This window comes from Stenotrophomonas sp. 89682_Sma, from assembly GCF_056481405.1.
Genome location: NZ_CM151147.1, coordinates 1,708,612 through 1,723,677, shown reverse-complemented (window position 1 = coordinate 1,723,677; position 15,066 = coordinate 1,708,612). Strand labels below are relative to the sequence as shown.

At 66.1% G+C, this 15,066-nt stretch carries 10 protein-coding genes; 5 read left to right on the top strand and 5 right to left on the bottom strand.

The features are described 5' to 3' along the window. Window positions 1-79: 79 nt before the first annotated feature. Complete coding sequence (locus ACZK29_RS08030) at window positions 80-1,198, bottom strand: alpha/beta hydrolase (protein ID WP_478446886.1); 1,119 nt, start codon at window positions 1,196-1,198, stop codon at window positions 80-82. A 183-nt stretch (window positions 1,199-1,381) separates the two neighbouring features. On the opposite strand from ACZK29_RS08030, the gene ACZK29_RS08025 reads away from it, so the two are divergent. From ACZK29_RS08025 to ACZK29_RS08010, 4 genes are all read left to right on the top strand, one after another. After that, a complete protein-coding gene (locus ACZK29_RS08025) occupies window positions 1,382-2,728 on the top strand; it encodes a c-type cytochrome (protein WP_478446885.1) in 1,347 nt (448 codons plus the stop codon). Further along, a complete protein-coding gene (locus ACZK29_RS08020; RefSeq protein ID WP_478446884.1) occupies window positions 2,725-3,651 on the top strand; it encodes a c-type cytochrome in 927 nt (308 codons plus the stop codon). Before ACZK29_RS08025 ends, ACZK29_RS08020 begins: the two co-directional genes overlap by 4 nt. A 120-nt stretch (window positions 3,652-3,771) precedes the next feature. Beyond that, the gene (locus ACZK29_RS08015; protein WP_478446883.1) at window positions 3,772-6,150 is read left to right on the top strand and encodes a TonB-dependent receptor; all 2,379 of its coding nucleotides are present in this window, start codon (window positions 3,772-3,774) and stop codon (window positions 6,148-6,150) included. 8 nt (window positions 6,151-6,158) lie between these two features. Then, a complete protein-coding gene (locus ACZK29_RS08010) occupies window positions 6,159-8,264 on the top strand; it encodes a phosphocholine-specific phospholipase C (protein ID WP_111204673.1) in 2,106 nt (701 codons plus the stop codon). Between the two features lie 59 nt (window positions 8,265-8,323). On the opposite strand, the gene ACZK29_RS08005 is transcribed toward ACZK29_RS08010, so the two are convergent. From ACZK29_RS08005 to ACZK29_RS07990, 4 genes are all read right to left on the bottom strand, one after another. Beyond that, complete coding sequence (locus ACZK29_RS08005) at window positions 8,324-9,919, bottom strand: alkaline phosphatase D family protein (protein WP_478446882.1); 1,596 nt, start codon at window positions 9,917-9,919, stop codon at window positions 8,324-8,326. 10 nt (window positions 9,920-9,929) lie between these two features. Next, entirely contained in the window at window positions 9,930-12,863 is a 2,934-nt protein-coding gene (locus ACZK29_RS08000; protein ID WP_478446881.1) for a TonB-dependent receptor, read from the bottom strand. 141 nt (window positions 12,864-13,004) lie between these two features. Next, the gene (locus ACZK29_RS07995; protein ID WP_478446880.1) at window positions 13,005-14,027 is read right to left on the bottom strand and encodes a FecR family protein; all 1,023 of its coding nucleotides are present in this window, start codon (window positions 14,025-14,027) and stop codon (window positions 13,005-13,007) included. Then, window positions 14,024-14,539, bottom strand: coding sequence for an RNA polymerase sigma factor (locus ACZK29_RS07990; protein ID WP_111204677.1), 516 nt, complete (start codon window positions 14,537-14,539; stop codon window positions 14,024-14,026). The genes ACZK29_RS07995 and ACZK29_RS07990 overlap by 4 nt, the downstream gene beginning before the upstream one ends. Before the next feature lie 139 nt (window positions 14,540-14,678). On the opposite strand from ACZK29_RS07990, the gene ACZK29_RS07985 reads away from it, so the two are divergent. Beyond that, entirely contained in the window at window positions 14,679-14,978 is a 300-nt protein-coding gene (locus ACZK29_RS07985; protein ID WP_478446879.1) for a hypothetical protein, read from the top strand. Window positions 14,979-15,066: the final 88 nt, after the last annotated feature.

Below are 15,066 nucleotides of genomic sequence, written 5' to 3'. Positions count from 1 at the left end.
GAAAAGGGGACGGAGGGGATCAAGTCGTTTCCCACACACCTGGATTGGAAACGACTTGATCCCCTCCGTCCCCTTCTTTTCAGGTGTGGGTGAGCCACTCGGCCTGGGCTGGCAGCTGCGGGGCCGGGCAGGCGCTCTTCGAGTGGTGCTCGTCGCGCGCCATCCAGTCGTCGACCACGCCGGCCAGCAGGTCCAGCCGCAGCGGCAGGGTGATGTGGTCCTCGCCGCGCATCTCGATGTAGTGCGCGCGCGGGTTGGCCAGGGCCAACTCGCGGCCCTGGCTGACCGGAATGTGCTGGTCGCCCTGCCCGTGCAGCAGCAGCACGCAGGCGCGGGTATCGGCCAGCGCGCGCGCTACATCCACGCGGTCCAGATCGACGTCGATGCGGCGGCTGGCAGCTGCGATCACCTGGTTGATGTCCTGGCCGCCGTAGCGCCAGCGCGCGTACGACGCCATCGCCTGCGCCTTCAGGCCTTCCGGCTGCAGTCCCATCAGGTGCGGAATCATCGTGCGGATCGCCACACCAGCATTGGCGAACGATTCCATCGCCACCACCCCTTCCACCTGGTCGCCGAGCTTGTCGGCGGTGAGTACCGCTGTGGCGGCGCCATAGGACACGCCGAACAGGTACAGCGGGCCGGTTACTTCGCCGCGTGCACGCAGTTCGTTGATCACATCGACCACATCGTCGGATTCATAGGTGCCATAGCCGGACGGCCCCGCACCGGATTGGCCATGATTGCGCAGGTCGAGCGTGACCACGCGGTAGCCCGATTCGGCCAGCTGCAGCGACCACGGCAGCATCGAATCACCGTTCATCATCCAGCCGTGCAGCAGCACCACGGTGCCGCGCGGTGCCTGCGCGCGGAACGGCTGCGGTACTGCCAGGCTCAGGCCGGTATCCAGCGGCAGGCCGTTCTCGTGGCGCTGCGGCAGGTAGCGGTAACGCGCGCCGTAATCGCCGGGATCGAACACACGCCAGAAGATCGGCACGCCATCGCGGCCCGGCGCGAAACCATGGCGGTTGGGCAGTTCGGCAATGGCCGCGGCAATGCGCGGGCGATCAAGCAGGGTCGACACGCCACCCGGTGCGATGAGTCTATCGGCGAGCGAGGTGGACGAGGCGTTGATCGAGGACGAGCATGCAGCCAGCCACAGGCCGGCGCACGCCAGCAACAACAGCAGCAGGCGCTTCATGGGCAATCGGGGAAAAGGTGCGACAGCGTGGCAGGTTAGCGACGCGCGCGCGGGCCATCTATCGCGCATGGATGACGGCTTGATGACAACGCAGGAACGATTCAGCTTGGTGTACAAGCTGTATCGGTTCAGTCCTTGATCCGGATCAATGAACGCGCGCGCGGGATTGCTCACAGTGCCGCCATGCGCACCTCGCTCAAGCTCGCCATTGCCCTGGCCGCCTCACTGGCCGCCGCCTACGGCATCGCCCGCACCACGCCCTACTGGTTTGCGCCGCGGCAGACGGCGCAGGTCGATATCCACGACCCGGCGCTGATCGCGCAGGGCCAGTACCTGTCGCGCGCCGCCGATTGCGCGGCCTGCCATACCGCACCGGGCGGCAAGCCGTTCGCCGGTGGCCTCGGCATGCAGACGCCGATGGGCACGATCTACTCGACCAACATCACGCCCGATCCGCAGACCGGCATCGGTGCCTACGATTACGCCGACTTCGAGCGCGCGGTACGTCGCGGCATCCGTCACGACGGGCAGCCGTTGTATCCGGCCATGCCGTACGCTTCGTACGTGATCGCCAGCGACGCCGAGATCAAGGCGCTGTACGCCTACTTCATGGGCTCGGTGCAGCCGGTGAAGCAGGACAACGCCGACAGCACGATCCCGTGGCCGGCCAACATGCGCTGGCCACTGGCCTGGTGGCAGCTGCTGTTCGCACGCCCGCGCACGTTCAACCCGGATCCGAAGCTGGATGCAAGCCAGCAGCGCGGCGCCGAACTGGTGGAAGGCCTGGCCCACTGCGGCGCCTGCCACACGCCACGCGGCCTGGCCTTCCAGGAAAAGGCGATGGCCGATGATGGCAGCCGCCAGTTCCTGTCCGGCTCGGTGCTGGAAGGCTGGTATGCGAAGAACCTGCGCAATGAATCGACCGGCCTGGCCAGCTGGAACGAAGGCGAGATCGTCGACTTCCTGCGCACCGGCCGCACCGATCGATCGGCGGCCTTCGGTGGCATGGCCGACGTGGTCGAGCACAGCACGCAGTACCTGTCCGACGCTGACCTGCTGGCGATGGCGCGCTACCTGAAGCAGCTGCCGGCGCGTGAGGGCCGCAGTGCGCAGTGGTCCCCCGGTACCGACACCACCACCGCCGCACTGCGCAGCGGCGACTACCGTGTTGCCGGCTCGCTGGCCTATGCCGAGCACTGCCAGGCCTGCCACCGTGTCGACGGGCGCGGCATGCCGCGCGTCTATCCGGCCCTTGCCGGCAACTCGATCGTGTTCGCCGATGACCCCAGCTCGCTGGTGCAGGTGACCCTGATCGGCGGCCGCACGCCGCATACCCCGCATGACCGCATGGCCTTCACCATGCCGGGCTTCGAGCAGCTGCCGAACGCGCAGCTGGCACAGATCCTGACCTTCATCCGCAGCAGCTGGGGCAACCAGGCCAGCGCGGTGAGCGAGGTCGACGTGGCGCGCATGCGCCGGGTGGTGCGCGACAAGCCGGTGCACTACGTTCCGCAGGAGGCCGCACAATGAAGCGTTCGCGCACGCGTTCCCACCTGCTGATCGGCAGTGCGATCACCCTCGTGGTGCTGGCCGGTGCCGGTACCCTCGCTTACCGTCATCTGTACCCGGACCTGGATGCCGCCGTGGCCAGCACGATCGATATTCTCGATGCGCAGGGCAAGGTGGTCGGCCACTACCACGCGCCCAGCGCCGAAGAGATCGCCGGGCTCGGCAATGCCGAATCGGTGATGCTCGGCCGCCGTATCCTCAACGAGACCGCACGGCTGCTGCCGGACAATGTCGGCAACGATCTGAACTGCAATTCATGCCACATGGCCGAAGGCAAGCGGCCTTTCGGCAATCACTATTTCAATACCGGCGGCGGCGCCTATCCGCGCTACATGCCGCGTCCGGGCAAGGTGATCGGGCTGGCCGAGCGCATCAATGGCTGCCTGCAGCGTTCGATGAACGGCAAGCCGCTGCCGAAGGACGCACCGCAGATGCGCGCGATGCTCGATTACATGGCGTGGTTGAGCAGTCCCGTGCCAGACGGTGCAAAGGTGGCCGCCCCCAGTGAGGGGCCCATCGACAGCACGCTGACCCCGGACCCGGTCCGCGGCCAGGCGCTGTACGCCGTGCAGTGCGCAGCCTGCCATGGCGAAAACGGCGAAGGTCGGCGCGACGCCAGCGGTGACATCGCCTTCCCGCCGCTGTGGGGCGACCACAGCTTCAACATCGGCGCCGGCATGGCGCGCCTGTACAAGGCCGCCGGCTTCGTCAAGCACAACATGCCACCGGCGGTGACCCGCGAGCCCCCGCTTGGGCAGCAGGTGATGCCCGACCAGGATGCGGTGGACATCGCCAGCTACTTCATCAACCAGCCACGCCCGGACTTCGCCAACAAGGCCAAGGACTGGCCGCGCGACCCGAAACCCAAGGACGCGCGGTACTGACAGGCAGGCGGCCGGGGGCGCCGGCCGTCACACAACACGGTTCCTGCATCTCTACGTCATGTCGATGTCATTGGTGCTGCCGACACTCGGGGGCTTGTCTCCCCTCAAGGTCCGGTATCGATGCGAACGATTGCGCGCTTTCCCCGTGTTTCGCTGCTTGCCCTGCTGATCGCCCCCTCACTGGACGCCCTGGCCGAAGCACCGCAGGGCGAGACGGCCGAAGCGCGCAGCAGCGATGCCCGCACCCTCGACCAGGTGCAGGTGATCGGCCAGGCCACCAGCTACGCCAAGACGTCGGTGCGCGCAGAAACACTGAACCGGCAGACGGTGATGAGCAGCGTCAACGATGCGCTCAACGAAGTACCCGGCGTGGTGGTCAGCGAGGCCGACGCCACCGGTTCGTCGGTGTGGGGCACGCAGATCAGCATGCGCGGCTTCGTCACCAACCGCGATACGCAGCAGATCGGCACCACCATCGACGGCCTGCCCAACGGCGGCTCCGGCTACGGTGGCGGTTCACTGGCCAACCGCTACATCGACACCCTCGACCTGGAGACGGTGGAGGTCAGCCAGGGCACCGCTGACATCTCCTCGCGCTCGAACGAAGCACTGGGCGGCACGCTCAACTTCCTTACCAGCGACCCGCTGCAGGACAGCCGCCTGCGCTTCGTGGTCGGCGCCGGTGACAACGATGCGCGCAAGTACTACGTGCGCTACGACACCGGCCTGCTCGGCGGCCACACCCGCGCGTGGGTCAGTGCCTCCTCGTCGAAGGTGCACGACTGGATCGACGGCACCGGCCACGCCAGCAACGACCACATCGCCGGCAAGTTCATCACCGAACTGGACCGTTGGACGCTGACCGGCTACCTGTCCTACAACGATGCCGACGAACCGGAGTACACCAGCGTTTCGCCGAAGGGCTTCGCGACCAACCCGGAGCGCGACAACCTGGTCGGCACCCTGACCGGCATCCCCTACCTGGACCAGAACTACCGTTCCGGTTCGCGTGCGCTGCGCGAGAACACCTTCGGCTACCTGCGCGCGGCGTTCGATGGCGGCAATGGATTCAAGGCCTCGATGGCCGCGTACGGGCACCGGATGCAGGGCCGTGGCGACTGGCTGCCACCTTACCTGGCACAGGTCAGCGACGATGGTGCCGGCCGCCCCGAATCGGAGTACATCGGTGGAAAGACCGTGTACGGCGGCAGCAATCGCGGCCAGATCTTCTTCGTCAATCCCGATGGCAGCGCCGCACAGCGCCTGGCAAGCTGCACGCCGCGGCGGGGCTTCACCGCCGAATATGATCCGAACTGCTACGCCGGCAACGTGCTGGGCGCGCAGTCGTATCGCCACACGCACTACGACAACGACCGCATGGGCGTGACCGCCGATGTCGAGTGGCGACAGACCTTTGGCGCGGTCGACAACACGATCCGTGGCGGCCTGTGGGTGGAGAAGCTGGACCGTTCGGCGCGCCGCGACTGGCATCGCCTGCTCAATGTCGGCCAGAGCATCGCCTTCGACCACCAGCCGTATTGGGTGCAGTTCGAGGACAAGTACAAGGTTGACGAGCAGATGTACTACGTCGAGGACGTAGCCCGCTTCGGTCCGTTCAGCGCGCGCCTGGGCGTGAAGCAGTTCTTCGTCGACCAGTCGCGCCGCCGCGTGATCGGTGCCAGTGAGCACGTCACCTCCGATTCCAAGTCCGATCCGCTGCTCTCCACCGGCTTCACCTGGGCACCCGGCTGGGACGGCATGGAGCTGTTCGCCGGCTTCTCACAGAACTTCGCCGCGATTCCGTCCGGCGTGCTTGGCGAGACCGACCCGCAACGCTTCCGCAATGTCGAACCCGAAACCGCCGACAACATCGAAGTGGGCATGCGCATCAGCCGCTGGCCGCTGACCGCCTCGGTCACGCTTTACAACATCAAGTTCGACAACCGCATCGTCTACCTGCCGGCGGGCTTCGTCAGCGGCATCGACTACCTGGGCGAGACCGACGGCGTCTATGAGAACTTCGGTGGCGTGGAAAGCAACGGCCTGGAAGCGGCGTTCGGCTATGGTTGGGACAATGGCTGGCGGATCAACGCGGCCTACACCTACAACCGCTCCAAATACCTGGGCAGTGGCAATGCCGCCCGCGATACCCAGCTGGGCATCGTCGACGGCGCCAAGGTGATCGGCCAGCCGGAGAACACCCTGGTGCTGTCGGCCGACTGGCAGGGCGCCAACTGGAACGTCGGCCTCTCCGGACGTTACCTGGGCACGCGCTACCTCGATGCCGCCAACGTCAACAAGCTGCCCTCGGCGACCGTGTTCAACGCCAACATCGGCTTCGACCTGCAGGGCCTGTCGCCGCGCCTGAAGGGCATGGGGGCCAACCTGGTGGTGAGCAACCTCACCGATAAGCGGTATCTTGCAGGGGTGGACGGCCGCGACAACGCCTTCATCGGCGCTCCGCGCACCGTCGGCATCTCCTTCCGCGTGGACCTGTGAGTGAGCCCGTGACCGATATCGGCCGACGCCGGTTGTTGCAGGCCGGCGTTGCCGCCGGCCTTTCCCCTCTGCTGCCCAGCATCGCCCGGGCCGCAGCGATCGCCCCCGCCGCGCAGACGCGCAGCCTGGAAGACCTGCAGCACATCGTGGTGTTCATGCAGGAGAACCGTTCGTTCGACCACTACTTCGGCACACTGCCGGGCGTACGTGGCTTCGGTGATCGGTTCGTCGCCCCGGCCGCCGCGCTGGAAGCGGGTGGCCGCACCCGCAGCCTGTGGCTGCAGCCTGATGCCAGCGGCAGGCGTGCGATCGCGCCCTTCCCGCTGGATACCGCCGCGCACTTCGGCTACATGCGCGTGGAAGGCACGCCGCATACCTGGCCCGATGCGCAGCGCGCCTGGGACCACGGCCGCATGGGGCAATGGCCGAAGGCCAAGCAGAACCACTCGATGGGCTACTTCCAGCGCAACGACCTGCCGTTCCAGTTCGCGCTGGCCGATGCCTTCACGATCTGCGATGCGTACCACTGCGCGATGCAGGCCGGTACCAACCCGAACCGGGTGTTCCTGTGGACCGGTCACAACGATGCGCAGGCCCGCGCCGGTGGCCCAGTGATCGCCAACTCGCACGACAACTTCCCCGAACACGGCGGGCATCCGGCGTCCTACCGCTGGACCAGCCATGTCGAGCGCCTGCAGAAGGCCGGCGTGTCCTGGCAGATTTACCAGGACATGGCCGACAACTTCACCGACAACCCGCTGGCCGGTTTCGATGCGTTCCGTCGGGCCTACAGCGCTGCAGCCGGGCATGATCCGCAGCTGCGCGCACGTGGTGTCAGCACCCGTGGCCTGCCACAGCTGCGCCAGGATGTGCTGGACGGGCGCCTTCCGCAGGTCAGCTTCATCATCGCCGACGCTGCCGGCAGCGAACATCCTGGCCCGTCCAGCCCGGCACAGGGCGCGGCCTATACCGCACGGGTACTGGACGCGCTGACCGCCGATCCTGAGGTGTGGAGCCGCACCGCCTTGCTGCTGATGTTCGACGAGAACGACGGCTTCTTCGACCACATGCCGCCACCGGCCCCTCCCTCATCGGTGAACGGTGGATGGGCAGGTGCCTCGTCGGTCAGTACCGAGGGCGAGTATCACCGTCATCCCGCTCCGGGCGACGAAAAGTACGATGCTGCCGAGCTGCGCGGACGCCCGTATGGCCTCGGCCCGCGCGTGCCGCTGTACGTCATCTCGCCGTGGAGCCGTGGCGGCTGGGTCGATTCGCAGGTGTACGACCACACCTCGGTCATACGGCTGATCGAACGTCGCTTCGGCGTCGCCGCACCGGACATCTCGCCGTGGCGCCGCGCCGTCTGCGGAGACCTGACGGGCGCCTTCGACTTCGCCCAGCGCGATATCCGCCCATTCGTGCGTGGCCTGCCCGATGTAAGCGCGGTGGCGGCACGTGCGGCGGCGCTGCCCGGGCGGACCGTGCCGGCGCTGCCGGAGGGGCTGAAGCCAGCGAAGCAGGAAAGCGGCGTACGCCCAGCACGCGCCCTGCCCTATCGCCCGCAGGCATCGATTGCTGCGGTCGACGCCGCGGGCGTGGATCTGACGTTGTCCTGCGAAGGCGCAGCGGCTGTGCTGCATGTCTACGACCGGCTGCGGCTGGATGCGGTGCCACGCCGCTACACGCTGCTGCCGGGTACGCCGCTGCGCGAGCGCTGGCCGCTGGACGCCCAGGGCCGCTATGACCTGTGGCTGCTCGGCCCGAACGGTTTCCACCGTCACTTCCGGGGCAGCGCCAAGGTGGCCATGCAGGCCACGGTCGAGCGTGCGGATGGCCAGCTGCGGCTGCACCTGCGCAACCTCGATGACAGCGCGCAGCAGGTGCGCGTGCAGGCAGGTGCCTATGCCGGGCACATGCCCGAGCAGACGCTGGCGCTGCCGGCGCATGCCGAGACCACGGTGGCTTGGGAAGCAGCGCCCACCGCAGGCTGGTATGACCTGCAGCTCAGCGCGGGTGAAAGTGTGCTGCGCCTGGCCGGCCGCGCCGAGGATGGGCGCCCCGGCACCAGTGACCCGGCGATGGGCAGCGAGCCATTGCGGTTCGAGCACGATTGAGCAACCCTGCCCCCTTGTAGAGTCGAGCATGGCTCGACTCTACAAGGGGGCGGGGCCGATCAGGCCTCTTGCAGGCCCGGCCGGCCGTGCTCCACCGCATAGCGCTTCCAGCTCTGCACCGCGCCATTCGGCTGCATCACGGTATCCAGCGTCTTCATGTCGCCGATCCACGCATCGCGGGTGACATCGCACAGCACGTAGCCACGCTTGTCGGTGGTCGCCTTCAGATAGGGGCTGTGCGCAAGCTGGTTCCTGGCATACGCGTCCACACCCTGGCCATCGGCGCCGGAGGTGATCGACGTGGCGAGGAACTCGCTGGAAATCACGCCCGAGTCAAGGTGGTCCTGCACCAGATCGCTGGCATAGTGGCGATGCGCGTCGCCGCAGGCGGTCACCACATTGCCGAAACCCACCTTCTGGATGTGATCGAGCAGGCGCCGGCGGCTGTCCAGATAGCCCGACCACTGGTCGTCGGACGACTGCACCACCCCGTCCTTCTCGCGCATGTAGTTGCCCAGCGCCACCTGGTGGGCGATGGAATGCCAGCGCGGTGCGGCATCGGCCAGGCCGTCGAACAGCCAGCGCTCCTGCTTCGCCCCCACAATGCTGCGCTCCGGCGATTCCACTTCCTCACGCAGCGCCATGTTCACCTGCTTGCTGCGGTACTGGCGGGTGTCGAGCAGGTGCAGGTCCATCAGCGTGCCGTAGCGCGCACGTCGGTACATCTGCATGTGGCCATCGCGCGGGAATGCCGAGCGGCGCAAGGGCATGTTCTCGTAGTAGGCCTGGAACGCCTGTGCGCGGCGCAGCAGGAATACTTCGCTGGGCGTGTCATCCTGGTCTTCGGCGCCGGCCCAGTTGTTGTCCACTTCGTGGTCATCGAAAGTGACGAACCAGGGTGCCGATGCATGTGCGGCCTGCAGGTCGGCATCGCTCTTGTACTGGGCATAGCGGCGGCGGTAATCATCCAGCGTATAGATCTGTGGGCCGACGTGGTTGCGCAGGTTGGTGAACGGCTGGCCGTTCATCTTCCGCAGGCCCGGCTGGCTTTCGCCTTCGTAGATGTAATCACCATAGTGGAAGACGAAATCGAGCGGTTCCTCGGCGATGTGCCGCCACGCGGTGTAGTGGCCTTCCTCGTAGTGCTGGCAACCGGCCACCGCAAAGCGCACGCGATCCACCGCGGCCGTGGCTGCGGGCAGCGTGCGGGTGCAACCGACCGCACTGGCGTGGCCACCGACGCTGAAGCGGTACCAGTAGGGCCGTCCGGGCGCCAACCCGTCCAGCTCCACGTGCACGGCGTGGCCGAGCTCGGGATGCGCCATCGCCGCCCCCTGGCGTACCACCCTGCGCATGCCTTCATCTGCGGCCAGTTGCCAATCGACCAGCATCGGCCGGGTCGGCATGCCGCCGCCGAACACCAGTGGCTCAGTTGCCAGTCGCGTCCACAGCACCATGCCATCGGCCGAAGGATCGCCCGAGGCAACGCCCAGAGTGAAGGGTGTGCTGGCGAAGCGCGGCTTGGCCAGCAGGTTGCGCGGATTCAGCACGGTGGCATCGGCCTGCGCTGCCAGCGCGTGTGCCGTGCCCATCCAGGCACCGGCAGCGGACAGGCCGGCCAGGGCCAGGAATCGCCTGCGATTGATCGTATCCACGGCTGTGCCCTCAGTTGTAGATGATGTGGAAGTAGAAGAAGCGGCCGTAGTCGTCGATCTCAGTACGGAAGCGCCCGTTCGGGCCGGTGCTGTAGGTCGGCTGGGTGTTGAACAGGTTCTTGGTCTCATACTTCAGCGTCACGTGCCTGCTGACCTTGTGGCTGAAGCCCATGTTGAAGGTCATGTACGGGTCGTAGTACGAATCCAGCCACTGGGTGTCGCCGAAGTCGACCAGCATCCGGCTGCGGTAGGTGCCGGAAAGGCGCAGCTGCGCGCTCTTCCACGGCATGCGCCAGATCACCGAACCGTTGAGCGACCAGTCCGGCTGGTACAGCAGGCGGTCCAGGCGGCGCTCGGTGCCATCACTGATGCGGTAGTTGGTCTGGCCTTCCAGTCGCGTGGCGTTGAAGTACATGTCGAAACGCTGGCGGCCCCACTGCAGGTTGCGGTTGGCCACCGCGAACTCGACACCGCGCAGCTTGGACTCATCGGTGTTCATCGGCTGGGTTACCCGGTAGCGGGTATCGCCCACGTTCTCGAAGGTGGTCAGGGTGTAGATGTCGTCCTTGATCACCTTGTCGAACAACGCCACCGAGACCAGGCCGTTGTTGCCGTTGAAATACAGGTCCCACGCCAGGTCGATGTTGGTGGAACGGCGGGGCTGCAGCCCGGCATTGCCCTGCTTGATGCTGCAGAAGCCCCTGCCCTCCTCGTCATCGCCACAGCTGGTGCTGGTAGCCTGGGCGATGTTGCTCGGCGTCGGCCGGCCCAGCGTGCGGCTGGCGGAGAAGCGCAGGCGCTGGTCCTCGGTGAGCTTGAAGGTTGCGTTCAACGAGGGCAGCAGATTGTTGTAGCCACCGCTCGTGTTGCGGAACGCATGGGTATAGGTAGTGCCGCCATCATCGCTGAACGGACTGTAGGCATCGAAGCGGGTGTGGTCGTAGCGCAGGCCGCCGATCAGCAGCAACCGGTCCCAGGCGTAGTGCGCGGACACATAGGCATTGGTGATGTCCTCCACGTACTTGTAGTCACTGGTGAAGTTGGCATTCGGATACGCCGCATTGTTGTTGCCCAGTTTCGGCAGCAGTTCCTCATTCCACTTGCGGTTGTCGATCAGCGGGAAGCCCGACACGCTACCCAGCAGCGTCGAACCCGGATACAGGTAGTCGTTGAGCGTGGCACTGCTCTTGAAGTAGTCGAAGTCGATGTCCTGCCAGATCTTCAGGTGGCGGTACTCGGCGCCGGCGGCCAGGCCGAAACCTCTCGCATCGGCGTCGATGTTGTAGCTGAAGTCGGCGCGCAGGTTGTCGATGCTCTCCTTGGCATCGCGCGGGGAGACATAGGCCTGCGCCGGATTGAGCTTGAATGCGGAACTGGTCAGCAGGCTGGAATCGGAAATGGCCACCGCGTTGGGGAAACCATGGCTGTCGTTCTCGTAGTCGACGGACAGATTGCTTGGATAGGCGCGCACGCCCCAGTAGACCTGGCTGTTGTGGAAGGTCTCTTCGGTATGGCCACCACGTAGCGTCAGCCGCGAACGGTCACCCATGTCCCAGTTGAAGCTGGCGATGGCGCCACGGTTGCTGCGGTCCCAGCGGTCGTGGCGGTTCTTGATGTAGATGCTGTTGATCTGGGTGGTGCCGCTGTCTTCGGTCTGGTTGCGGACTGGAAACTTGGCGTTGCCGTACAGATCCGTCTTGTTCATCGTCGAGTTCTCGTAGAACCGGTACGAATACAGCAGCAACGATGCGTAGAAAGGATCGTCCGATGGCTTCCATTCCAGCTTGGCCGAGCCACCGAAGTTGGTGATGAAATTGGTATAGGTGCCGGTGCTGAAATTGCCGGGCGCACGCAGCCCGTTCCAGCCCTTGGCCTCGTCCGGACCGGTAGTGCCGTCGGTGAGGTACTTGCCGGCGTCGTTGTAGTAGTAATTCGATTCCACCCAGCGCTTGACGCTGTTGCGCGAACGCTGTTCATAGCGTGCCACCGCAACGATGCCGAACTCCTGGTCGACACCAAACTGGTTGGAGAACACCATCTTGGCGCTCTTGCCGAAGTGGCCCAGGGTCTGGTGGTTGCCGCCAGCGCTGCGCTCGACGTTGGTCTCGGCGGTGGAATAGATGCCTGCCACATCGGCAAACACGTACTTGCCGGACCGGTCGAAGGCACTGCGGCTGATGATGTCGATCACGCCGCCGATCGCATCCGGTGCCTGCTCGGCACTGAAGCTCTTGTAGATGTCGGTACGGGTGCCGATGTCGCTGGGAATCAGCTGAAGGTTGTTCATGCGCTCGCCGGAGCCACTGCCCCCCACGCTGGCAATCGCGATGCCATCGATGGTGGTGTAGTTGAGGTTGGCCTGTACGCCGCGCACGGTCACGTAACGTGGCTCGCCGGCATCCTCCACCGCACTCAGCCCTGGAGCAGCCATCAGGCTCTCGGCCAGGGTCTCGTCGCCATAGCTGTCCATCTCGTCATACACCACCGAATCCTTGATCACCGGCGACGACTTCTTCTGGCCGATGACCTCATGTGCGGCAATCACCTTCACCGTGTCCAGGGTCGGCGCCACCATTGCCTCGGCCTCGCGCGGCTTCGGCGCTGCCGGTTTCGGTTGGTTGCGAGCTGGCGCCGGATCGATGGCGATGACATTGCCATCCACCACGGTGTAGCCCAGGCCGGTACCGGCCAGCAGCGCGTCCAGCGCCTGCCTGACGGTAGCACCGCGCGGCACCGCACCGGCCATGCGGGCATCACCGCCGGCCGAGTACAGGAACTGCACCCCGGAACCGCGCGACAACTGCTCCAGCGCACGCGCCAACGGTTGTGCCGCGATTGGCGTGGACAGATGCGCTTCCAGGCCATCGGCAGCGGCGGCGAAGGCCAGTGGCACGCTGCAGGGAGACAGGGCGAGGATGATCGACAGATAGAGCGTGTTGCGCATCACGGGTCCTTGGAAGAGAGAAGGCAGCAGGTGCCGCTGCGCGGATCGGCAGCGGCTTCTCCCAAGTAAGAGCCGGCATCCACCGAAGTGGAGAACACGGATTCGATGAATTTTTTCTGACAGTCCACGACCACACGGGCCTCAGCGGCTGCCAACCCGCACGGTGTCGCCTTCGCGCCTCACCATGAAGCGCGGGTCGCGTTCGAGGAAGGCCTGCAGCGCACCGATGCGATGCGCATCGAGGCTGCCGGACAACCGTGCCGATGCCGCGCCTTCGTCCAGCACGCGCACCTGTACCTGGTTGTGCCGGTTGAAGGCAGCTGCCACCTCGTCCAGCCGCTCATCGAGGAAGGACACTTTGCGCTGCTGCCAATCCAGCAGCATCGACAATGGCAGGTCCAATGGCTCGACCGCATGGCTGCGCGCGTCGACCTGCACCACCCGGCCTTCGCCCAGTTGCGCAAGACGCCGGCCGTCCACACCCTGGCTCCATACCTCCACCTCGCCGGAAACCACACCGATGCGCGTGCTCTGCAGCCGTCGCGAGACATCGAACACCGTGCCAATGTCCCGGATCTCCAGGCCGTTCACCTGCACCTCGAACGGACGGCGGTCGCGGGCGATGTCGAATGTGGCCTCACCCTGCAGCAGCTCCACCTTGCGGCTGAACCAGCCCATGCGTACCCGCAGGCGGCTGTCCGCGTTGAGCCGTACCTGGGTCTGGTCGGGCAACACCAGGTCGCGAAGTTCGCCCTGTCCGGCACTGTAAAGCTGCTCGGCGGGCACCACCTGCGGAACCAGGCCCACGCCGAGCAGGGCGATACAGGCTGCGGCAGCCGCCACCCACCAGCGCGCACGACCGCGACGCGGCACAGCGCGCGGCGGCGCGTGCACGCTACCGAACAGCGGCACCACCTTGGCGGCGACCTGCCGCGGTGGAACCGATACCTCGTCAGCCGATGGCGATTGCAGCGCCTCGCCCAACTGCCGATGCAATGCGAGGGTACGCATGTAGGCGCGCACATGTTCGGGCGAGCGCTTCATCCAGTCCAGGAAGTCAACCCGCTCGGCCTCGCCCAGTGTTCCGTCGCGATTACGCAGGAACCAGTGAGCTGCCTCACGGGCTACCTCGTCGTCAGGCCTGCGCGATGGATACCGGTTCATGTGACCTCCCTGGCGGCCAGCACCTTCCTGCAGGCCTCCAGCCCCTTGCCGATATGCTTGCGCACCATGTGCACCGACACCTGCAGCTGCTGGCTGACTCCCGGGCAGTCCAGTCCGTCGCGGTAGTGCAGCTCCATCACCCGCCGCGTGGTTGCCGGCAGTCGTGCGATGGTGCTGCGGATATCGTTCCAGCGCTGCGCACGCTCGAATTCGCCTTCGATGTCTTCTTCGCTTTTCAGCACTTCGGCCAGCAGGTCGACGTCTTCCAGCGGCGGCAATGACGACCGCGCGCGCGCATGCTCGCGCGCTAGGTTGGCCGCCACGGTGAACAGGTAGGCTTCCGGGTTCTCGACCGCATCGGCATCCTCGCCGGTGCTGCGCAGCAGGCGCAGGTAGACCTCCTGCGCCAGGTCTTCGGCATCCTCGCTGGCCGAACCGCGACGCAGGAAGAAGCCACGCAGCAGCCGGCGCCGCAGTTCGTAGCTTTTCTCCCAGATCCTCACGCTGTTCACGGCCGGCCAATCACCCCGAGGCTGGAAAGCCCCGCAGGGTGACCGCCATCGATGACAGTGGCGTTTCAACGACCGGCAGGCAGCCGCTAGAATGCCGCCCCTGCAATGTCCCGGCAGCCGGCACAAGGAGTGCCCCGCAATGAACACACGCATCGCCATCAACACCCTCAGCAGCCTGCTATTCCTGCTGCTGGTCGCCCACACCACCGCCTACCAGCAGCAGATGTGGCCGCCCAGCCGGGTCATCCATGTGCATCCGGTGATCGTCGCCCTCGCCTATGCACTGGGCGTGCTCACGCTGCTGCTGTGGATCGGCGGCCGTCGCGCACCGGAACCCGCCCAACGCCTGGCGCGCTGGCTGCCCATCGTCGCCTGGTGCCTGCTCGGCATCGGCGTGGCGGTCATCCCGGTGTTCCTGCCGGGGCTGTCCCCGGCCTGATCAGCTGCCGCACCCAGCGAATCCGCCCATGATACGGCGCGTGGCGCCAACCCTTGCTTGCCAGAGACCCAAGCCCCGCCCGCCTACC

Bases quoted from the DNA above. Each gene is read 5' to 3' on its own strand.
- ACZK29_RS08030 (WP_478446886.1), bottom strand. From the start codon at position 1,198: ATGAAGCGCCTGCTGCTGTTGTTGCTGGCGTGCGCCGGCCTGTGGCTG.
- ACZK29_RS08020 (WP_478446884.1), top strand. From the start codon at position 2,725: ATGAAGCGTTCGCGCACGCGTTCCCACCTGCTGATCGGCAGTGCGATC.
- ACZK29_RS07985 (WP_478446879.1), top strand. From the start codon at position 14,679: ATGAACACACGCATCGCCATCAACACCCTCAGCAGCCTGCTATTCCTG.
- ACZK29_RS07995 (WP_478446880.1), bottom strand. From the start codon at position 14,027: ATGAACCGGTATCCATCGCGCAGGCCTGACGACGAGGTAGCCCGTGAG.
- ACZK29_RS08025 (WP_478446885.1), top strand. From the start codon at position 1,382: ATGCGCACCTCGCTCAAGCTCGCCATTGCCCTGGCCGCCTCACTGGCC.
- ACZK29_RS08015 (WP_478446883.1), top strand. From the start codon at position 3,772: ATGCGAACGATTGCGCGCTTTCCCCGTGTTTCGCTGCTTGCCCTGCTG.
- ACZK29_RS08000 (WP_478446881.1), bottom strand. From the start codon at position 12,863: ATGCGCAACACGCTCTATCTGTCGATCATCCTCGCCCTGTCTCCCTGC.